This is a genomic window from uncultured Streptomyces sp. (genome assembly GCF_947488945.1).
In the GTDB taxonomy this organism is placed as follows: domain Bacteria; phylum Actinomycetota; class Actinomycetes; order Streptomycetales; family Streptomycetaceae; genus Streptomyces.
Map to the genome: position 1 here is coordinate 13047 of NZ_CANLBS010000021.1, position 19703 is coordinate 32749.

The 19703-nt window shown below is 73.0% G+C and carries 18 protein-coding genes; 9 read left to right on the plus strand and 9 right to left on the minus strand.

The genetic code is table 11. The annotated features are described in order from the left end of the window. Window positions 1–25 precede the first annotated feature (25 nt). A complete protein-coding gene (locus Q0994_RS27130) occupies window positions 26–2011 on the minus strand; it encodes a BACON domain-containing protein (RefSeq protein WP_299539425.1) in 1986 nt (661 codons plus the stop codon). Between the two features lie 340 nt (window positions 2012–2351). On the opposite strand from Q0994_RS27130, the gene radA reads away from it, so the two are divergent. The 3 genes from radA (at window position 2352) to Q0994_RS27145 (ending at window position 5886) form a co-directional block, all read left to right on the plus strand. Beyond that, a complete protein-coding gene (gene radA, locus Q0994_RS27135; RefSeq protein WP_299539427.1) occupies window positions 2352–3764 on the plus strand; it encodes a DNA repair protein RadA in 1413 nt (470 codons plus the stop codon). A gap of 79 nt (window positions 3765–3843) precedes the next feature. Beyond that, complete coding sequence (gene disA, locus Q0994_RS27140) at window positions 3844–4968, plus strand: DNA integrity scanning diadenylate cyclase DisA (protein ID WP_299539428.1); 1125 nt, start codon at window positions 3844–3846, stop codon at window positions 4966–4968. A gap of 393 nt (window positions 4969–5361) precedes the next feature. Next, window positions 5362–5886, plus strand: coding sequence for an ATP-binding protein (locus Q0994_RS27145; RefSeq protein WP_299539430.1), 525 nt, complete (start codon window positions 5362–5364; stop codon window positions 5884–5886). Between the two features lie 196 nt (window positions 5887–6082). Here Q0994_RS27145 and Q0994_RS27150 read toward each other — a convergent pair whose 3' ends face one another. After that, window positions 6083–6949, minus strand: coding sequence for a hypothetical protein (locus Q0994_RS27150; RefSeq protein ID WP_299539432.1), 867 nt, complete (start codon window positions 6947–6949; stop codon window positions 6083–6085). 231 nt (window positions 6950–7180) lie between these two features. On the opposite strand from Q0994_RS27150, the gene Q0994_RS27155 reads away from it, so the two are divergent. The 5 genes from Q0994_RS27155 to cseC all read left to right on the plus strand — a co-directional run bounded on the left by Q0994_RS27155 (window position 7181) and on the right by cseC (window position 11621). Beyond that, complete coding sequence (locus Q0994_RS27155; protein ID WP_299539436.1) at window positions 7181–8089, plus strand: A/G-specific adenine glycosylase; 909 nt, start codon at window positions 7181–7183, stop codon at window positions 8087–8089. A gap of 168 nt (window positions 8090–8257) precedes the next feature. After that, window positions 8258–8821, plus strand: a complete 564-nt coding sequence (locus Q0994_RS27160) for a SigE family RNA polymerase sigma factor (RefSeq protein WP_299539439.1) — start codon at window positions 8258–8260, stop codon at window positions 8819–8821. A 47-nt stretch (window positions 8822–8868) separates the two neighbouring features. After that, window positions 8869–9492 carry a hypothetical protein gene (locus tag Q0994_RS27165; protein WP_299539684.1) on the plus strand — a complete coding sequence of 208 codons (624 nt, stop codon included), beginning with the start codon at window positions 8869–8871 and terminating at the stop codon, window positions 9490–9492. Window positions 9493–9546: 54 nt separating this feature from the next. After that, window positions 9547–10257 (plus strand): two-component system response regulator CseB, encoded by a 711-nt coding sequence (gene cseB / locus Q0994_RS27170; protein ID WP_299539442.1) that lies wholly within the window; start codon window positions 9547–9549, stop codon window positions 10255–10257. Next, entirely contained in the window at window positions 10254–11621 is a 1368-nt protein-coding gene (gene cseC / locus Q0994_RS27175) for a two-component system sensor histidine kinase CseC (protein WP_299539444.1), read from the plus strand. The genes cseB and cseC overlap by 4 nt, the downstream gene beginning before the upstream one ends. On the opposite strand, the gene Q0994_RS27180 is transcribed toward cseC, so the two are convergent. Together Q0994_RS27180 and Q0994_RS27185 are read right to left on the minus strand one after the other, a co-directional pair. After that, window positions 11578–12291: a M23 family metallopeptidase gene (locus Q0994_RS27180; RefSeq protein WP_299539446.1), complete on the minus strand. Its 714-nt coding sequence runs from the start codon at window positions 12289–12291 to the stop codon at window positions 11578–11580. The two genes, cseC and Q0994_RS27180, sit on opposite strands and share 44 nt — an antisense overlap. A gap of 1257 nt (window positions 12292–13548) precedes the next feature. Continuing rightward, window positions 13549–16077 carry an ATP-dependent Clp protease ATP-binding subunit gene (locus Q0994_RS27185; RefSeq protein ID WP_299539448.1) on the minus strand — a complete coding sequence of 843 codons (2529 nt, stop codon included), beginning with the start codon at window positions 16075–16077 and terminating at the stop codon, window positions 13549–13551. Window positions 16078–16505: 428 nt separating this feature from the next. Between Q0994_RS27185 and Q0994_RS27190 the strand changes: the two genes are divergently transcribed. After that, window positions 16506–17141: an SCO3374 family protein gene (locus tag Q0994_RS27190; protein ID WP_299539451.1), complete on the plus strand. Its 636-nt coding sequence runs from the start codon at window positions 16506–16508 to the stop codon at window positions 17139–17141. Here Q0994_RS27190 and Q0994_RS27195 read toward each other — a convergent pair. From Q0994_RS27195 to Q0994_RS27215, 5 genes are all read right to left on the minus strand, one after another. Next, window positions 17120–17455, minus strand: a complete 336-nt coding sequence (locus tag Q0994_RS27195) for an Lsr2 family protein (protein ID WP_299539453.1) — start codon at window positions 17453–17455, stop codon at window positions 17120–17122. The two genes, Q0994_RS27190 and Q0994_RS27195, sit on opposite strands and share 22 nt — an antisense overlap. A gap of 145 nt (window positions 17456–17600) precedes the next feature. Beyond that, window positions 17601–18170, minus strand: a complete 570-nt coding sequence (locus tag Q0994_RS27200; protein ID WP_299539455.1) for an amino-acid N-acetyltransferase — start codon at window positions 18168–18170, stop codon at window positions 17601–17603. Window positions 18171–18179: 9 nt separating this feature from the next. Continuing rightward, on the minus strand, window positions 18180–18614 hold the full coding sequence (locus Q0994_RS27205) for a BlaI/MecI/CopY family transcriptional regulator (RefSeq protein ID WP_299539457.1): 435 nt from the start codon (window positions 18612–18614) through the stop codon (window positions 18180–18182). A 240-nt stretch (window positions 18615–18854) separates the two neighbouring features. Continuing rightward, window positions 18855–19031: a hypothetical protein gene (locus Q0994_RS27210; protein WP_299539459.1), complete on the minus strand. Its 177-nt coding sequence runs from the start codon at window positions 19029–19031 to the stop codon at window positions 18855–18857. An 80-nt stretch (window positions 19032–19111) separates the two neighbouring features. Beyond that, the gene (locus Q0994_RS27215) at window positions 19112–19693 is read right to left on the minus strand and encodes a hypothetical protein (protein WP_299539687.1); all 582 of its coding nucleotides are present in this window, start codon (window positions 19691–19693) and stop codon (window positions 19112–19114) included. Window positions 19694–19703 lie beyond the last annotated feature (10 nt).

Consider the following 19703-nt stretch of genomic DNA (forward strand, 5'->3'; position numbering starts at 1 on the left):
GCGGCGCTCCCTCCGTCCGCGGCCGTCAGGCGGACGGCGGCGTGCCGGGACCGGCCGGGTCGGTGACCGGACCGGACGGGCCTGCGGGGTCGTCGGTGGGATCGGCGGTGCCGGACGGACCGGGCGCGGTGGGGTCCGTGGTGGGCGGCGGGCCGGTCGGAGTCGTGGGGTCCGGGGTGGGCGCGGCCGGGTCCGGGGTGGGCTCCGACGGCCCGGTGGTACCGCCCGGATCGGTGGGCTGCCCCGGCTCGCTCGGACCGCTCGGACCGGTGGGTCCTGTGGGGCCGGGCGGGGTGAGCGGCGGACGGGACGGGCGCCCGGTGTACGGGGGCCGGGTGTACGTCGGCGTGGCGCGGTGGCCGTAGCCGTCGATCAGCACCGCCGAACCGGCCGGGGAGAAGGAGATCCGGGCGCTCCACGGGCCGTCCGGGACCGCCGCCCGGATCACGTGGGCGTGAAAGGTCACGCTCTCGCCCGGGTCGAGCCGGCCGGCCGAGCGGCTGAGGCGCAGCCAGCCCGCGTCGGTCCTGGCCCGCCAGGCGACCGGCGCCGGACCGGTGGCCGTGAGGGTGATCGTGGTGAGGTCGCCGGCCGAGTGCGCGGTGACGATGAGCCGGCCGGTGCCGGGGGCGGGTCCGCCCGCGGGCACCACCTCGGAGGTGACCGCGTCGAGGGCCGCCGCGCCCGCCGGGGGGCGGGGATCGCCGGGACTGGCGTTGCCCGCGTTCTCGTACGGCCCGTACGGGTCGCCGTCTTCGCCCGCGACGCCGTCCCGCTCGGTCGCGGTGACCGGGGAGCCGCCGTGGCCCTCGCCGGTGAGCGGGGCGCCGCGGTAGGCGGCCCAGAGGGCGATGACCGGGGCGGCGACCACCGTGGCGACGACGGTCGTCGTCATGACCCGGGCCCGGAGCCGGTCGCGGCGGGCGGCGTGGTCCTTGGGGTCCAACGGGTAACCGGTGCGGTCGAACCGCGGGGTACCGGCCCGCGAGCGCCGGGCGTGCGCCAGGGCGACCCGCACGGAGGGGCGCGGCGCCTCCAGCACGGTCAGCGGTGCGGCGGGGGCGATGGCGGCGCCGGGCCACGGGCCGGCGGCCCCGGCGCGCTCGGCGGCGCGGCGGCAGCACGGGCAGTCGTCGACGTGCCGGACCAGTTCGCGGCGGAGCGGGGCCGAGAACAGGGACTGGCGGCTGCCGACGAGCCGGGAGACGGCGGCGCAGTCGCTGCTCTCCACCACGGCCAGCGCGGCGCGGGTGCGCTCCACCTCGCAGGTCGCGGCGGCCAGCAACTCCTGTGCGGCGGCCGGTTCGAGGCCGAGGACGGAGGCGACGGCGGCGGGGGCGAGCCCGTGGCGCACGGAGAGTTCGAGTGCCTCGCGCTGCTCGGGGGTGGTGCCGGCCGCCTCGGGCCAGGCGAGCCGCGCCAGTTCGCGGCGGCGCGCCTCGGCGGCCGCGGACGCCCGCGCATCCGCCTCCCTGCTCCCGGACGGACCGGCGTGCTCCGCGTGACCGGCGGGCTCCGCGTGACCGGCGGGCTCCGCGCAACCCGGGAGCACCGCGTGACCGGCGGTGACCCGGTCGGGGGCGTGCGGGTGCGGTTCGTGCGCGCCGGGGGCGTGCACGCCGGAGACCGCATACGCGGGGGCGGGACCGGTGTGGGAGCGGGCGGCCGGGACGCCGCCCCGGCCGGTCCGCCGGTGCGCCTGACGGCCGTGCCGCTGCTCGGTGAGCACCCGCATGCAGGTCCACCGGGCCAGCGCGTACAGCCAGGATTTACGTTCCTCCTCGCCGGCGGGACAGCGCCCCTGCTGCCGTTCCGCGACGGCGAGAACCATGCCGAGGGCGTCGGTTGCTGTCTCGTGGTCGCAGAGCACGGACAGGCAGTAGGTGAACAGGCCGTCGAGGTGGGACTCGTCGTACGCGGACGGCCGCTGCGCCGGGAGGTGGGGCGCGCGACGGCGTGATCGGTGTGCGCCGGTGGTGTGCGTGGAGGGCTCCAGCCTGCTGCTCGTCACCCGGCGACCGTAGGCAGAGAGAAGAGGTCCCTTAGTACCTCTTCCTGACATTTAACCCTTGCGAGTGAACGTTTCGTTCGAAAGGGGACAGCAATCCTTTCTTCTGGCGTCTGTTTCACCCCTGCTGCGCCTGACCCGTGGTCTTTCCGCCCGCATCACTCCGGACCTCTGCGCCCCGGTCCGCCGGGGCGCACGCCCCGTCCGCCCCGTGCGCCCCCGCAGCCCCGGGGCCGCCCGGGACTCCTGGGCCGAGAGGCGGCGCGCCGCCGGGACCGGGCGGCGGGGGCCCGCGGGACCGCCGCCGTGACCCGTTGTCGTACCTCCCCTATACGGTGGCGCCATGGCCACCCGTACGAAATCCGCGAAGGACCGGCCGTCCTACCGCTGCACCGAGTGCGGCTGGACGACCGCCAAGTGGCTCGGCCGCTGCCCCGAGTGCCAGGCGTGGGGCACCGTCGAGGAGTTCGGCGGCGCGCCCGCCGTGCGCACCACCGCTGCCGGCCGGGTCTCCACCGCCGCCGTGCCCATCGGGCAGGTCGACAGTCGGCAGGCCACCGCGCGCTCGACCGGGGTCGGTGAGCTGGACCGGGTGCTCGGCGGCGGGCTGGTGCCCGGCGCCGTCGTGCTGCTGGCCGGCGAGCCGGGCGTCGGCAAGTCGACGCTGCTGCTCGACGTGGCCGCCAAGGCGGCGAGCGAGGACCACCGCACGCTCTACGTCACCGCGGAGGAGTCCGCGAGCCAGGTGCGCATGCGGGCCGACCGCATCCGGGCGATCAACGACCACCTCTACCTCGCCGCCGAGACCGACCTCTCCGCCGTGCTCGGCCACCTCGACGCCGTCAAGCCGTCCCTGCTCGTGCTGGACTCCGTACAGACCGTCGCCTCCCCGGAGATCGACGGCGCGCCGGGCGGCATGGCCCAGGTCCGCGAGGTCGCGGGGGCGCTCATCCGCGCCTCGAAGGAACGCGGCATGGCGACGCTGCTGGTCGGCCACGTCACCAAGGACGGCGCCATCGCCGGTCCCCGTTTGCTGGAGCACCTGGTGGACGTGGTGCTCTCGTTCGAAGGGGACCGCCACGCGCGGCTGCGGCTCGTACGCGGCGTCAAGAACCGTTACGGCGCGACCGACGAGGTCGGTTGCTTCGAACTGCACGACGAGGGCATCACCGGTCTCGCCGACCCGTCGGGCCTCTTCCTCACCCGCCGCGACGAGCCGGTCCCCGGCACCTGTCTGACCGTCACCCTCGAAGGCAAGCGCCCGCTGGTCGCCGAGGTGCAGGCGCTGACCGTCGACTCGCAGATCCCCTCGCCCCGGCGCACCACCTCCGGCCTGGAGACCTCGCGCGTCTCGATGATGCTGGCGGTGCTGGAGCAGCGCGGCCGGATCAGCGCCCTGGGCAAGCGGGACATCTACAGCGCCACCGTCGGCGGGGTGAAGCTCACCGAGCCGGCGGCGGACCTCGCCATCGCGCTCGCGCTGGCGAGCGCCGCCAGCGACACCCCGCTCCCGAAGAACCTGGTCGCGATCGGCGAGGTGGGGCTGGCCGGCGAGGTGCGCCGGGTCACCGGCGTCCAGCGCCGGCTGTCCGAGGCGCACCGCCTCGGCTTCACCCACGCCCTGGTCCCGAGCGATCCCGGCAAGGTCCCGGCCGGTATGAAGGTCACAGAAGTAGCCGACATGGGTGATGCTCTGCGGGTGCTGCCGCGCCGGTCCCGTTCGGAGGCACCACGGGAGGACGGCGCACGCCGGTAGACTTTGCCCTGGTCTCGCCCGCCCGCACGCGCGGCACGAGGGACGCGAGGCACCGCAGACCTGGAACCCGAGGAGTGCAGTGGCAGCCAACGACCGGGCAGCATCGCCCGGAAAGTCCGGCCAAGGCACCGGTAACGAGGCGCTGATGCGCGCCTCCCTGAGCGCGGTCGCGCCCGGAACCGCCCTGCGCGACGGCCTGGAGCGCATCCTGCGGGGCAACACCGGCGGCCTGCTGGTGCTCGGCATGGACAAGACCGTCGAATCGATGTGCACCGGTGGTTTCGTGCTCAACGTCGAGTTCACCGCGACCCGGCTGCGCGAACTGGCCAAGCTCGACGGTGCGCTGATCCTCGACAAAGACATGACCAAGATTCTCCGGGCGGGGGTGCAGCTCGTCCCGGACGCGGCGATCCCCACCGAGGAGACCGGCACCCGCCACCGCACCGCGGACCGGGTCTCCAAGGCGTGCGCCTTCCCGGTGGTCTCGGTCTCCCAGTCGATGCGGCTGATCGCGGTCTACGTCGACGGTGAGCGCCGGGTGCTGGAGGAGTCGTCCGCGATCCTCTCCCGCGCCAACCAGGCCCTCGCCACGCTGGAGCGGTACAAGCTCCGCCTCGACGAGGTGGCCGGCACGCTCTCCGCGCTGGAGATCGAGGACCTGGTCACCGTCCGGGACGTCACCGCGGTCGCGCAGCGGCTGGAGATGGTCCGGCTGATCGCGACGGAGATCGCGGAGTACGTGATCGAGCTCGGCACCGACGGCCGCCTCCTCTCGCTCCAGCTGGACGAGTTGATCGCGGGCGTGGAACCGGAACGCGAGCTGGTGGTGCGGGACTACGTGCCGGAGCCGACGGCCAAGCGGTCCCGGACGGTGACCGAGGCGCTGGCGGAGCTCGACGCGCTGAGCCACACCGAGCTGCTCGAACTCGCCGTGGTGGCGCGCGCGCTGGGCTACAGCGGATCGCCCGAGACGCTGGATTCGGCGGTCTCGCCGCGCGGCTTCCGGCTGCTGGCCAAGGTGCCGAGGCTGCCGGGGGCGATCATGGAGCGACTGGTCGAGCACTTCGGCGGGCTTCAGAAGCTGCTCGCGGCGAGCGTGGACGACCTCCAGGCGGTCGACGGGGTCGGCGAGGCGCGGGCGCGCAGCGTGCGCGAGGGGCTTTCGCGGCTGGCGGAGTCGTCGATCCTGGAGCGGTACGTGTAGGACTGCCGGGGGCGTCCGGCGGCCGGTTCTTTCGCCCTGCGGGCGGGTCGGGGCCGACGCGGGGCGGGTACGGGGGTGCCGGTGCGGGGACCGTTGCGGGCCGGGATCCACGGATGGGCGGGTCCGTCCTGAACCGCCGGCCGGGCTGAGGGGTGCGGGGTGCGGGGTGCGGGGACATGCAGCGCGCCGGGAACCCCGGCACGGGGGTTCCGTCCTCAAACGCCGGACGGGCTGGAGCGGGCTCGGGGGCTCCGGGCGGGTTGGCCCGGACTTCGAGGGCCGAGGCCCTGTCCGGCGGATCATGTGACGACGGCCTCGCGTCCGGGCCATTGTTCGGTTCGTGGCGCGGGGAAAGCGGTGGTCGTCCGATCGGCTTCCTGCAACGATCCGTGCATGACCACGTTGTTCCTGATGATCGGCCTGCCAGGGGCCGGAAAGACCACGCGGGCCCGGCAGCTCGCCGCAGAACACGGCGCGCTGCGTCTGACGCCTGACGACTGGATGATTCCCCTGTTCGGCAAGGCGGAAGCGGACGGAAAGCGCGATGTGCTGGAGGGCCGCATGCTCTGGCTCGCCCTGGAGGCGGTCAAGTTGGGCACCGACGTCGTCGTGGACTTCGGCTGTTGGTCACGGGACGAACGGTCTGCGATCCGCTGGCTGGTGGAGGCCGAGGAGGCGTGCATCCGCATGGTCTACCTGCCGGTGGACGGCGAGACCCAGCGCGCCCGTATCGCTCACCGCTGGACGACCGTTCCTGAGGAGACGTTGCAGATGTCCGAGGCCGACATCCTGCACGGGCGGGCGCATTTCGAGGAGCCCGACGCGGCAGAGTTGGAGGGCCGCAGGATCGCCGGCCCGCCGCCCGGCTGGGTCGGCTGGCGGGAGTGGGCCGCCGTCCGGTGGCCGTCGTTCGCGTGACGGCTGCGGCCCACGGCAACTCGGCCATACCGAGCACGCCCGTGCCAGTCCGAAATGATCCGCCGGACAGCACCTAGGGGTGCGCGGACCCAAGCTGAGCTGGGGGCCCGGCTGAGGGGCGCAGACTCCGGCTGAGGGCGCGCGGTACTCCTGCTGCCGGCGCGGGCGAGGGCTTGGGCGGGCCCTTTCGGGTGGGTCAGTCCTTGGCCAGGACGAAGGACGCTCGCTGGACGGGTTCGCCGGGGGCCTTGGCTTCGAGGAGGTAGGTGCCGGGGCCGGCCTTGCCCGCGGACGGTGTGGCGCACTTGGGGGCGCTCTTGGCACGGTTCCAGTCCACCGCGTGGACGACCGTCGAGCCGGCCGGGACGGCGAGGTAGAGACTGCCGGGACCGCTCGGGCAGTCCGCCGAGGACCAGATCTCGTCGTCGTCCGCGCCCGCCTCGGTGATCGTCAGCACCGCGGTCTTCGGCCCGACGTCGGCCTTGCACTCCGCCGACGAGGTGTTCTTGACGACCAGTTCGAACTTCGGCCGGTCGTCGGGTCCGTACGTCACCTTCTTCGTGCGGAGGGTCAACTGCACGGCTGCGGGGGCGCAGTCGGGAAGCGTGGATCCCGCGGGGACCTGCCGGCCCGAGGCTGAACCGGAGGAGCCGGAGGAACCGGCGCCGCCCGCACCGGAGGTGGCGTCGGAGCCCGTGCCGCCGGACGAACCGGCCGTGGCCGGGCCGCCGTCGGCGGAGCCGCCGCCCGAGCCCGCACCGGACCCCGAGCCCGCTGACGTACCGTCACCGGAGCCGCCGGAGTCACCCGAGCCTCCGGAATCCGAACGCCCGCCCGGCTGTTGACTGATCGCCGGCCCCGAGCCGGAGGGTCCGGGCGTGATCGACTCGACCGGACCGGAACCTCCCGGCTTGCCGTCGCCGTTGTTCCGGCCGCCTCCCCCGGAGGTGACGACCCACGCGACGAGGACCGCGATCAGCGCAACCAGAACGCCCGCTACCGCCCTCCGACGCCAGTAGATGGTGGAGGGAAGCGGACCGACCGGATTGCGCAGAGATCCCACGTCGCAAACTGTACGAGAGATCGGGGTGCACTCCGGCCCCACCCGCCGCTCCGATCGACATCTTTTGCCGATCATCATTCCGGCAGGGGTCGTTGAGGCACGCCGAAGGCACCGCAGACCGGGCAGAGGGGACAGAACGGGTGGCGTTGTGGGGCACCTGGCCGACGTCGGCGGCGACACCCCCGTGCCCGTGACCGCGGCCTCCGCTTCCGTGCCAGGATCGGGGGTGCGATGACTGCCACGACTTCGACACAGACGCCCCCCGCCGCCGCCTCCCTCCACGCCCCCGTCATCGGGTGGTTCGACCAGCACGCCCGCGATCTGCCCTGGCGCCGCCCCGAGGCGGGCGCCTGGGGCGTGATGGTGAGCGAGTTCATGCTGCAGCAGACCCCGGTGAGCCGGGTGCTCCCGGTGTACGAGCAGTGGCTGGCCCGCTGGCCGCGCCCCGCCGACCTGGCCGCCGAGGCGCCGGGCGAGGCGGTCCGCGCCTGGGGGCGGCTCGGTTACCCGCGCCGGGCCCTGCGCCTGCACGGCGCCGCCCAGGCCATAACGGAACGCCACGGCGGCGACGTGCCGAGCGAGCACGGCCAGTTGCTGGCACTGCCCGGTATCGGCGAGTACACGGCGGCCGCCGTGGCCTCGTTCGCGTACGGGCAGCGGCACGCGGTGCTGGACACCAACGTGCGCCGGGTGTTCGCGCGGGCCGCGGCGGGCATCCAGTACCCCCCGAACGCCACCACCGCGGCCGAGCGCAAGCTCGCCCGTGCCCTGCTCCCGGAGGAGGACGGGCGCGCGGCCCGCTGGGCGGCGGCCACCATGGAGCTCGGGGCGCTGGTCTGCACCGCGAAGAACGAGGACTGCGCCCGGTGCCCGATCGCCTCGCAGTGCGCCTGGCGGCTGGCGGGCAAGCCCGCCCACCAGGGCCCGGCGCGCCGGGGGCAGACGTACGCGGGAACCGACCGGCAGGTGCGCGGGCGGCTGCTCGCCGTGCTGCGCGACTCGGTGGCGCCGGTGCCGCAGGCCGCGCTGGACGCGGTGTGGGACGAACCGGTGCAGCGGGCCCGCGCGCTCGACGGGCTGGTCTCCGACGGGCTGGTCGAGCCGCTGGCCAACGGGATGTACCGGCTCCCGCTGACCTGAGCGCGGCACGCCGCGCCGCTGTGACAGGGGGCGGCGACGGGCACTGTTACACAACCGATGGGCAGCCGTGCGTCCGCGTACGGCTGCTCCGCACAGCCCCGTGACACCGCCTCCGTAGCGTCTGCCAGGACGACGCACGGGGCATCCACGGGGACGGAGGCGGTTGGAATGGCGCAGGGCGAGGTGCTCGGGTTCGAGGAGTACGTCCGCACCCGGCAGGAGGCGCTGCTGCGCAGCGCTCGGCGGCTGGTGCCGGACCCGCTGGACGCGCAGGACCTGCTGCAGACCGCCCTGGTGCGCACCTACGGCCGCTGGGACGGCATCGCCGACAAGTCCCTGGCCGACGCCTATCTGCGCCGCGTCATGATCAACACGCGTACGGAATGGTGGCGGGCGCGCAAGCTGGACGAGGTGCCCACCGAACAGCTCCCCGAGAACAGCGTGGACGACGGCACGGAGCAGCGGGCCGACCGGGCGCTGCTGCGGGACGTGCTGGGGGTGCTGGCACCGAAGCAGCGGAGCGTGGTCGTGCTGCGACACTGGGAGCAGATGAGCACCGAGGAGACCGCCGCCGCACTCGGCATGTCCCCGGGGACGGTCAAGAGCACGCTGCACCGGGCGCTGGCCCGTCTCCGGCAGGAGCTGGAGAGCCGCGGCACGGCGGCGGGGCGGACGGGTGCGGGAGCGGGTGCCCGCCACGAGGAGCGGGGGCGGGAGCGGTGCGCGGCCTGACGTGCGCGGGGGACGCCGAAGACGACGCGGGGCGGCGGACGGGCGTCCTGGCGGCGCTGCCGGCCCTGGCCGTCCTCGTCCTGGTGGCCGCCGGCTGTTCCGCCGGGGGGACCGGCACCCGTGACGAGGGGCCGGCCGCCGGCACACAGCCGGCTGCCCGGCCCATCCCGTCCCCGGTCCCGGCGGACGGGACCGCGCGCCCGGCCGAGCGGGTGGACGCGGTGGCGCTGCTGAAGCGGGACCCGCAGGTGTCCGCCGGGGTGCGGGCCGGGCTGAAGCCGTGCGCGGGGGACGCGTACCCCGTGGACACGTCGTACGGCTCGCTCACCGGCGGTTCGGCTCCCGACGTGGTCGCCAACGTGATGACCTGCGGGGACGCGCTCGGCATCGGTACGTACGTGTACCGCAGGACGGCCGGCGGCACGTACGAGCACGTCTTCGGCGTGGAGCTGCCCGCGACCTACGGCACGATCGACCGGGGGGACCTGGTGGTGACGACGCGGGTGTACGGCTCCGAGGACGCCGTCGCCTACCCCTCCGGCGAGGACGTGGTCACCTACCGCTGGACGGACGGCCGGTTCCGCGAGGCGGACCGCGTGCACAACGAGTTCAACCGGGCTGTCGGCAGCGCGGACGAGGAGCCGGAGCCCGCCCGCACCACGAAGGGCTGACCCGGCGGCGGCAAGAGACCACCACAGGCACCGAGAGGCGGCGGAAGCAGTCGCATGGCCGAGACCCATGTTCTCTTCGTCGAGGACGACGACGTCATCCGTGAGGCCACCCAGCTCGCCCTGGAGCGGGTCGGCTTCACGGTCACCGCGATGCCCGACGGGCTGCGGGGGCTGGAGGCGTTCCGGGCGCGGCGGCCCGACATCGCCCTGCTCGACGTGATGGTGCCGGGGCTGGACGGGGTGAGCCTGTGCCGTCGTATCCGGGACGAGTCGACCGTGCCCGTCATCATGCTGTCGGCCCGCGCCGACTCGATCGACGTGGTGCTGGGCCTGGAGGCGGGTGCCGACGACTACGTCACCAAGCCGTTCGACGGGGCGGTGCTGGTCGCCCGCATCCGCGCGGTGCTCCGCCGGTTCGGCCACGCGGCGGGCCCGGACGCCCGCTCGGCGGGAGACGGCGGCGGGGCGGCGGACGGCGGGGGCCGGCTGGCCTTCGGCGACGTGGAGATCGACACCGAGGGCATGGAGGTGCGCCGGGCCGGTGAGCCGGTGGCGCTGACGCCGACCGAGATGCGCCTGCTGCTGGAGTTCTCGGCGGCCCCCGGCACCGTGCTCTCCCGCGACCGGCTGCTGGAGCGGGTCTGGGACTACGGCTGGGGCGGCGACACCCGGGTGGTGGACGTCCATGTGCAGCGGCTGCGCACGAAGATCGGGCAGGACCGGATCGAGACGGTCCGCGGCTTCGGCTACAAACTGCGCCCATGAAGCGGTTCGCGCTGCGGACGGGGGTCCGCTGGAAGATCAGCTTCGCCATCGCGGCGGTCGGGGCGCTGGTCGCGGTGGCGCTGAGCCTCGTCGTCCACAACGCCGCGCGCGTCTCGATGATCGACAACGCCCGCGAGGTCCAGCTGGAGCGGCTGCTCTTCGCGCAGCGGCTGTACGAGTCGAGCAGCGCCGCGAAGTCGGCGCCGGCCTTCGGCGTGAAGGTGAACGACCCGGCGCTCCCCGACAGCCTGCGGGCCGCGGTGGAACGCGACCGGCGCGCCACCCATGTCGACGCCTACGACGGCGGGGTGCCGGACGTCTGGGCGGCGGTGCCGCTGGCCAACGGGGACGTGCTGTCGCTGCACACCCGGTTCAGCGACCGCAGCGCCACGGTCACGGGGGATCTGGACCGGGCGCTGCTGATCGGTTCGGTGACGGTGGTGGTGGGCGGCTGCGCCCTCGGCGTCCTGATCGGCGGACAGCTCTCCCGGCGGCTGCGCAAGGCGGCCGCCGCGGCGGGCAAGGTCGCGCAGGGCGACACGGACGTACGGGTGCGGGTGGCCGTCGGTGGGGTGGTGCGCGACGAGACCGACGAGCTGGCGCGGGCTGTCGACGCGATGACGGACGCGCTGAACGAGCGGATCGAGGCGGAGCGCCGGGTCACCGCGGACATCGCGCACGAGCTGCGCACCCCGGTGACCGGGCTGCTCACGGCGGCCGAGTTGCTGCCGCCCGGACGCCCCACCGAGCTGGTGCGGGACCGGGCGCAGGCGCTGCGGACGCTGGTCGAGGACGTGCTGGAGGTGGCCCGGCTGGACAGCGCCTCGGAGCGGGCCGAGCTGCAGGAGCTGGCGCTGGGCGAGTTCGTCGCCCGGCGGGTGGCACGCGTTGCTCCGGGCGCGACGGTGCGGGTGGTGCACGAGTCGTGGGTGTCCACCGATCCGCGCCGGCTGGAGCGGATCCTCGGCAATCTGCTGGGGAACGCCGCGACCCACGGGGCGGGACCGGTGGAGGTCGTGGTGGAGGGCCGGCTGCTCCGGATCCGGGACCACGGGCCGGGCTTCCCCGAGGCACTGCTGCGGGAGGGACCGAGCCGGTTCCGTACCGGGAGCAGCGACCGGGCCGGCCGGGGGCACGGTCTGGGGCTGACGATCGCGGCGGGTCAGGCGCGGGTGCTGGGCGCCCGGCTGACCTTCCGCAACGCGGCCCCTCCGGGTGCCGCCGCGGGCACGGGAGGGGCGGTCGCGGTGCTGTGGCTGCCGGAGCGCGCCCCGACGAACACGGGGAGCTTCCCGGTGCTGCGGGTGGGTGAGCAGCGGATCAGACGGAGACGTGCACGGTCTTCAGGTACGACACCGGGTTGATCGCGGAGCCGTAGTTCGGCGTGGTGCGGATCTCGAAGTGCAGGTGCGGACCGCTGGAGTTGCCGGTGTTGCCGGACAGGGCGATCTTCTGGCCGGTCTTCACGTGCTGGCCTATGTGCACGTCGATCTTCGACAGGTGCGCGTACTGCGAGTACTTGCCGTTGGCGTGCTTGATCACGATGGCGTTGCCGTACGCGGGGCCGTCGCCGGCGCCGTTGCCGCCGGCCTTGACGACGGTGCCGGAGTGGGCGGCCTCGACCTTGGTGCCGATGGCGACCGCGAAGTCCTGGCCGGAGTGCTTGTGGGCCCAGCGGGCACCGCCGGTGCCGTAGGAGGCGCTCAGCGCGTAGCGGTCGACCGGGGTCTCCCAGGCCTTCGCCTTCTTGGCGGCGGCGGCCCTGCGCTCGGCGGCCTTCTTCTTGGCCGCGGCCTTCTTCTCGGCCGCGCTCTTCTTGGCGTGGTCGGCGTGGCTCTTCTGGGCCGACGCCTGCTTGGCGATGGATTCGGCGGTGACGCTGTTGGTCAGGGCGCCGGAGCCGGAGGTGTCGGACGCGAACGCGGCGCCCGCACCGAACACCAGCGACGCTCCGAGACCCGCGGTGACCAGTGCACCACCGACGCGGGAGACGGACGGGCGGTGGGAGTGCTGAGTGGTGACGCGCTTCGACATACGAGAAGTCCTCCGTGAATGGGGGAACCCGGACGCTCTGTCCGGGCTTGCCCCACCTTGGTAACCCGGCACCCACCCCCGACTCAAACCCCCCATCTACGACCTGAAGCCGTAGAACGGACATAGGGAATTAGTTGAAGATGATCCGTTATGGGCGATTCGCTCTTCCTCCGGATCTCGGTCGGCCAACAGGTTTAACCCCAGCTCCACGCGGTCCGCCCCCAGCACCACCCCGCCTCCGCGGCGCGCCGAACGGCGGCTCCAAGGTCCCGGTACGCCGGGGGCCGAAAGACCCTCCGGCTCTCCCGGCCCCCTCTGCTAAGCCGACTAGTAGGCACGAATCGGGCTGTGCGCCTTGTCACCGCCGGTGGGACCTAGGGGTGTCCGTTTCGGGACCTTCGGCCCCGGGGCCCAGGGGGTGCGCGGCCGGTCGTCGCGCAGCCCGCGAGCGCCGGGGGACCCGTGGCCGGCCGCCGCGACGGCGGCACGCTCCCGGCGCTGCGGTTACGCCGCGCGGTCTCGCGCGGTCTCGGGGCCGCGCGACGGGATGGCCGTGGCATCGCGATGAGGTAGCAGGGGACCGCCGTGCGGGGAGAGCCGCCTGCCGGGCAGGTGGCTGCGGACGGGGAGGGAGCCGCCTGCCGGACGAGCCGCCTGCCGGACGCGGCGACCGCGCCGTGGCACTCGGCGCGGCACGCCGACGCGGCACGCCGTCCCTCCAGGACGCCGGGCAGGCCACGCCTTTCGCTCCACCGGGCCACGTGCGTGCGGACCGGTCGGCGCGCACGTCCTGTCGGGGGACCACTCCCCTGGGGGCCGATGCCCGGCGCCGGAGCCGCATCCCCGCCCCACTGCCGGCACAGGTGAGGTGGACGGTGGGCCGGGCAGGCAGCAGGCCGAGCGGGACGGGTAGCAGGCGCCAGGGCAGGCGGCAGGCCAAGCCAGGGCAGGCAGCGGGCCGAGCGGGGCGGGCGGCGGGCGGCAGGCAGGCGGCAGGCCAAGCGGGGCGGGCGGCAGGCCGGGCGGGCGGGCACCAAAGGGGCGACAGGCCGAGCCTCCCCTGCCTGCCGCCCTGCGTCCCCGTTCGGCCCGCGAGGGGTCGGGGTGCGAGCCCTCGCCCGCCGTCAGGATTCGCCGACCGTTCACCGGCGACGCCCCCGGGCGCGGAAAAAGGGGCTGCCCCGGACCCATCGGGTCCGGGGCAGCCCCTTCGTTCGCACTACGCGATGCGCGGTGCCCGGCGTACGCCCGTGGGCGTCACGCCTCCTTGGTCAGGTTCGGGCCGCCGCCCGCCGCCGACTCGATCGGAGGGGCGTCCGGCAGGGCCGCCTTCTCCTCGCCGCGGAACGAGAACTTCTTCTCCTCGCCCTCGCCCTCCGTGCCGACGACCACGATGTGACCGGGGCGCAGCTCGCCGAAGAGGATCTTCTCCGACAGGATGTCCTCGATCTCGCGCTGGATCGTCCGGCGCAGCGGCCGGGCGCCCATCACGGGGTCGTAGCCCTTCTTGGCGAGCAGCGACTTGGCCTCGGCACTGAGCTCAATGCCCATGTCGCGGTCCTTCAGTCGCTCGTCCACCTTGTCGACCATCAGGTCGACGATCTGGATGATGTCTTCCTCGCTGAGCTGGTGGAAGACGACCGTGTCGTCGACGCGGTTGAGGAACTCGGGCCGGAAGTGCTGCTTGAGCTCTTCGTTGACCTTGACCTTCATCCGCTCGTAGTTCGTCTTGACGTCGCCCTGGGCGGCGAAGCCCAGGTTGAAGCCCTTCGAGATGTCCCGGGTCCCGAGGTTGGTCGTCATGATGATGACCGTGTTCTTGAAGTCCACGACCCGGCCCTGGGAGTCGGTCAGGCGACCGTCCTCCAGGATCTGGAGCAGGGAGTTGAAGATGTCGGGGTGGGCCTTCTCGACCTCGTCGAAGAGGACGACGGAGAACGGCTTGCGGCGCACCTTCTCAGTGAGCTGGCCGCCCTCTTCGTAGCCCACGTAACCGGGGGGCGAACCGAAGAGGCGGGAAACCGTGTGCTTCTCGCTGAACTCCGACATGTCGAGGGAGATCAGCGCGTCCTCGTCGCCGAAGAGGAATTCGGCGAGCGTCTTGGAGAGCTCGGTCTTACCGACGCCGGACGGGCCGGCGAAGATGAACGAGCCACCGGGGCGCTTCGGGTCCTTCAGGCCGGCCCGCGTACGGCGGATCGCCTGCGAAAGCGCCTTGATGGCGTCCTTCTGGCCGATGACGCGCTTGTGCAGCTCGTCCTCCATGCGCAGCAGACGGGAGGACTCCTCCTCCGTCAGCTTGAAGACCGGAATGCCGGTCGCGGTCGCCAGGACCTCGGCGATGAGCTCGCCGTCGACCTCGGCGACGACGTCCATGTCGCCGGCCTTCCATTCCTTCTCGCGCTTGGCCTTCGCCGCGAGGAGCTGCTTCTCCTTGTCGCGGAGGGACGCCGCCTTCTCGAAGTCCTGGGAGTCGATGGCCGACTCCTTGTCGCGGCGGACGCCCGCGATCTTCTCGTCGAACTCCCGGAGGTCCGGCGGCGCGGTCATCCGGCGGATGCGCATCCGGGAGCCGGCCTCGTCGATCAGGTCGATCGCCTTGTCCGGCAGGAAGCGGTCCGAGATGTACCGGTCGGCCAGGGTGGCGGCCTGGACCAGCGCCTCGTCCGTGATGGAGACCCGGTGGTGGGCCTCGTAACGGTCGCGCAGGCCCTTGAGGATCTCGATGGTGTGCGGCAGCGACGGCTCCGCGACCTGGATGGGCTGGAAGCGGCGCTCGAGGGCCGCGTCCTTCTCCAGGTGCTTGCGGTACTCGTCCAGCGTGGTGGCGCCGATGGTCTGGAGCTCACCGCGGGCCAGCATCGGCTTCAGGATGCTGGCGGCGTCGATCGCGCCCTCGGCGGCGCCCGCACCCACGAGGGTGTGGAGCTCGTCGATGAACAGGATGATGTCGCCGCGGGTGCGGATCTCCTTGAGGACCTTCTTCAGGCGCTCCTCGAAGTCACCGCGGTACCGGGAGCCGGCGACCAGGGCGCCGAGGTCCAGGGTGTAGAGGTGCTTGTCCTTGAGGGTCTCGGGCACCTCGCCCTTGACGATGGCCTGGGCCAGGCCCTCGACGACCGCCGTCTTGCCGACGCCGGGCTCGCCGATGAGGACCGGGTTGTTCTTGGTCCGGCGGGACAGCACCTGCATGACCCGCTCGATCTCCTTCTCGCGCCCGATGACCGGGTCGAGCTTGGATTCGCGGGCCGCCTGGGTGAGGTTGCGGCCGAACTGGTCGAGCACCAGGGAGGTCGAGGGGGTGCCCTCGGCGGGACCGCCGGCGGTGGCGGCCTCCTTGCCTCCGGAGGAGTACCCGGACAGGAGCTGGATGACCTGCTGCCGGACCCGGTTCAGGTCGGCGCCCAGCTTCACGAGGACCTGGGCGGCGACGCCCTCGCCCTCGCGGATCAGGCCGAGCAGGATGTGCTCGGTGCCGATGTAGTTGTGGCCGAGCTGGAGGGCCTCGCGGAGCGACAGCTCCAGGACCTTCTTGGCTCGGGGCGTGAAGGGGATGTGGCCGGACGGGGCCTGCTGGCCCTGACCGATGATCTCCTCCACCTGCTGGCGGACCGCCTCGAGCGAAATCCCGAGGCTCTCCAGGGCCTTAGCGGCGACACCCTCACCCTCGTGGATAAGGCCCAGGAGAATGTGTTCGGTGCCGATGTAGTTGTGGTTGAGCATCCGGGCTTCTTCCTGAGCCAGGACGACAACCCGCCGCGCGCGGTCGGTGAACCTCTCGAACATCGTTAATCGCTCCTCAGAGCGGTCAGGCAGTAAGGGGTCGGTCCCCTCCCTGTCCTTCCGCAGCTTAGTCCCGCAGGCGGGGACCGCTCATTCCAACTGCCGACACCGTTCTTGGCCTCCTGCCCCGAACGCCGACATCTGCTCCAACCCGATGGTGGGAGACGATGTTCCCGCAGGCCAGGCATATACGCCGGTCGCCAGTACGCCGATGGCGAACGTGAGACGCCGGGGACCCGCGTGTCGCCCCTTCCCACCAGTGATGTCCTACCCGCCATTACAGACAGTCCATGCCGTCCGCGGCGCGTCCCTCCGCTACGGGCGAACAACGGAACCGCCCCGGACGCGCGGGGCGCATCCGCTCCGCACACCACGTGCGTTCGGACGCGTACGGTGCGTAACCTCGGGGCTGCCGGAACGGTTCACCGGGCATGGCCCTCCCCGTTCCCCCTCCCCGCTCGGCGCCCGGCGTCCGTCCCGCGCGACCCACGGGTGGCTCGCCGGTGCCCGCGGGCACCGCTTCTGCGGCCCTTGGGTGGTACGCGGACGTGCTGGGCTGGCCGGTGCGCACCGGACCTCCGGCCGAGCTGGAGACGGGAACGCGGTTCGACGTCCTCGACCTGCCCGCCGAAGCCGGCCGGGCCGTGCTGCGCAGGGCCGGGCTCGCCGGTCCCGTCGCACGCGCGGCGGGCCGCACGCACTTCTTCGTGGCCGCAGGGAGCGCGGACGAGCTGCCGGGGCTGCTCGACTGGCTGGAGTGGGGCGGCGTGGAACTGGACCTGCGCGGCGTGGGCTCCGGCGGCCGTGTCGCGGCGCCGGTCCCGCCGGGCATGCCGGTGCGCGCGCCGGGGGCCGCGTTCTGGCTGCGGCCTCCCGGTCCGCCCGGCGAAGGACGGTCGGCGCTTCCGGCCCTCGCGGGCTTCGGGAGCAGGGGTGGGGGTGCTCCCGATCTCGTACGACTGGTGGACGCGGCGGCGACGGAATGCCATCGGGCCCGATTGGCGGGCGCCCGTGAGCGGCAACGTCCGGCCCGAGAGCCGGCGTCTCAGCCGTTGGCCTTCTCGTAAGCCTCACGGATCTCCGCGGGAACGCGGCCGCGGTCATTCACGTTGTGGCCGTTCTCGCGGGCCCACTTGCGAATCTCCGCGGTGTCCTTGTTGCCGCCGCCGGTCGCACGGCCCTTGGCCCGGCCGGTCGCCGTGCGGCCACCGGTACGACGCCCGCTCGTGGTGTACGGCTCGAGAAGGCCACGGAGCTTCTCCGCGTTGGCCGTGGTGAGGTCGATCTCGTAGGTCTTCCCCTCGAGAGCGAACGTGACGGTCTCGTCCGCCTCTCCGCCGTCGATGTCATCGACAAGAAGGACCTGAACCTTCTGCGCCACCGGATTTCCTTTCATCGAAAATGCAGTACGCGGAAAGGAAACCGCTTTTCCCCGGAAAACACAAACCCCTGAGCGAGGTTCAGGGGGCGGGGAAGACGGGAAACGGGAGCGATTCGGACATAGGGCTACCGTTTCTTCCGGCGGATCACAGGTGCAGAAGCATGCGGCTGTTGCCCAAGGTGTTCGGCTTCACTCGTTCGAGACCGAGGAACTCCGCGACTCCCTCGTCATAGGAACGCAGCAGCTCACTGTAGACATCCATGTCCACCGGGGTCTCGCCGATCTCGGTGAAGCCGTGCTTCGCGAAGAACGCGACTTCGAAGGTCAGGCAGAAAACCCTGCGCACTCCGAGCCAGCGGGCGGTCTGGAGCAGCTTGTCGAGGACCTGGTGGCCGACGCCGCCGCCGCGGACGGTGTGGTCGACGGCGAGGGTGCGCACTTCGGCGAGGTCTTCCCACATCACGTGCAGTGCGCCGCACCCGACGACGCGGGCGTCCTCGTCGCGTTCGGCGACCCAGAACTCCTGGATGTCCTCGTAAAGGGTGACCATCGCTTTGTCGAGCAGGATGCCTTGCGCGACGTACCCGTCGAGGAGCCGGCGGACCGCCGCGACATCGCTGGTCCTGGCGCGGCGGACGGTGATGGCGACTTTAGCGACCGCCGGGTCGGTTTTCCCGCCGGTTTCCTGTTCGGTTTGCGACAGCTCTGAGGACATGCCCCGACGCTATCGCCCGCTCTCCCCCTCCGCCGCATCGGCCGGGCCCGCCCGGTCGTCGGCGGCCTCGCTCCGTTCGGACAGATCGGGGGAAACGATGCGCATGGCGTCGCGAAGAGCTTCGCGCTGCTCGGCCGACATCATGCCGAAGAAGGCGACGAGGGCGGCGGCGGGGTTGTCGCTTCTCGACCACGCTTCGTTCATGAGTGCGGCCGCGTAGGCGGCACGGGTCGAGACGGACGTATATCGATAGGCCCGGCCGTCGACTTCCCTGCGCACCCAGCCCTTCTGATGAAGGTTGTCCATTACCGTCATCACGGTCGTGTAGGCGATGGAGCGTTCCTTCTGGAGGTCTTCCAGAACTTCTCGCACGGTGACCGGTCGGTTCCATTGCCAGACGCGCGTCATGACGGCGTCTTCCAGGTCTCCCAAGGGGCGAGGCACAGGATCACCTTAGGGCTAGATGTCCGAAATGCGCAGGTGTTTACACGATAAAGGGCGCACGGCTTCGCAGAGCCGTACGCCCTCATGTTTTTCGGGTCGCACAGGGTCGCACCGGGGGCGCGGAATTCCTTCCGCGCGCCGGGGCGCACGCCGCGGTAACGGCGCGCGCGGTCCGTTGCGAGGACGCCGTCCGGGGCGCCCCGGTCACGGATCGCGGTCCGCGGCGCGGAGGGGCGGGGGTCAGGCCTCGGTGCGCGGCGCGGCCGTCACCGCTTCGGCGCGCGCGACGGCGGCGTCGACGGCCGCGTCCTCCTTGGCCTTGTTCGGGCCGCCCTGGCTCTTGACGATCGTCACGACGAGGCCGATGAAGAAGGCGGCCATCACCACGGGGGGAACGAGCGCGGATACGTAGTCCATGCCGACCAGAGTAGCGATCCGGGTCCGGCGGCCGACGGCACCCTCCCGCCCGGCCGCGTCGGCCGGGCGGGACAGGGGCGCTAACCGGCGGCGCGTTCCTCCGGCGCGGGGGCCGGACGGCGGCGCGGCGGGAACACCTCGGAGGGCTTGGGCATCGGCCGGTCACCGGGCGCGGGCCGTCGCGCCGGGGTGGTCGGCGCGGGCGGGCGCTCGGGCTCCCCGGCGTCGGCCCGGCCGCCCGGCAGGGCGAGCAGCCGACTGCGCGGCGCCGGGGCGGAGAGCGGGACGGAGCGGCCGGCCAGCCGGGCGCGCACCGAGCGCTCGGCGATCACCTGACAGCGCTCCAGGAGCGCCGTGGCGACGGGAGCGCCGCGCAGGGCGCGGAGTGCGGCCAGGTCGTCGGGCCGCGGGTCGTACCCGGCCGCCAGGGCGTCCTGGAGGAGCTCCAGGTAGCCGCTCGCGGAACCGGGCAGGGCTTCGCGGTAGCGGGCGAGGTCCGCGAGCAGGAAGGCGCGCAGCCGGCCGGCCTCACCGGCCGCCTCGTCCACCGCGCCCGCGAGCCGCAGGCAGTCCTGGACATCCTCGTCGGGCAGGGGCGTGGGGTGGAGGGCGACAGCGAGGGCGCGTCGGAGCACCCGCAGCTCGTCCGCACCGAACGCCATGCCGCCTCGT

Excerpts from the sequence above, each read along its gene's own strand:
- radA (WP_299539427.1), top strand. The coding sequence starts at position 2,352 with ATGGCCACCCGTACGAAATCCGCGAAGGACCGGCCGTCCTACCGCTGC.
- Q0994_RS27145 (WP_299539430.1), top strand. The coding sequence starts at position 5,362 with ATGACCACGTTGTTCCTGATGATCGGCCTGCCAGGGGCCGGAAAGACC.
- Q0994_RS27155 (WP_299539436.1), top strand. The coding sequence starts at position 7,181 with ATGACTGCCACGACTTCGACACAGACGCCCCCCGCCGCCGCCTCCCTC.
- Q0994_RS27160 (WP_299539439.1), top strand. The coding sequence starts at position 8,258 with ATGGCGCAGGGCGAGGTGCTCGGGTTCGAGGAGTACGTCCGCACCCGG.
- cseB (WP_299539442.1), top strand. The coding sequence starts at position 9,547 with ATGGCCGAGACCCATGTTCTCTTCGTCGAGGACGACGACGTCATCCGT.
- cseC (WP_299539444.1), top strand. The coding sequence starts at position 10,254 with ATGAAGCGGTTCGCGCTGCGGACGGGGGTCCGCTGGAAGATCAGCTTC.
- Q0994_RS27180 (WP_299539446.1), bottom strand. The coding sequence starts at position 12,291 with ATGTCGAAGCGCGTCACCACTCAGCACTCCCACCGCCCGTCCGTCTCC.
- Q0994_RS27185 (WP_299539448.1), bottom strand. The coding sequence starts at position 16,077 with ATGTTCGAGAGGTTCACCGACCGCGCGCGGCGGGTTGTCGTCCTGGCT.
- Q0994_RS27190 (WP_299539451.1), top strand. The coding sequence starts at position 16,506 with ATGGCCCTCCCCGTTCCCCCTCCCCGCTCGGCGCCCGGCGTCCGTCCC.
- Q0994_RS27200 (WP_299539455.1), bottom strand. The coding sequence starts at position 18,170 with ATGTCCTCAGAGCTGTCGCAAACCGAACAGGAAACCGGCGGGAAAACC.
- Q0994_RS27210 (WP_299539459.1), bottom strand. The coding sequence starts at position 19,031 with ATGGACTACGTATCCGCGCTCGTTCCCCCCGTGGTGATGGCCGCCTTC.
- Q0994_RS27215 (WP_299539687.1), bottom strand. The coding sequence starts at position 19,693 with ATGGCGTTCGGTGCGGACGAGCTGCGGGTGCTCCGACGCGCCCTCGCT.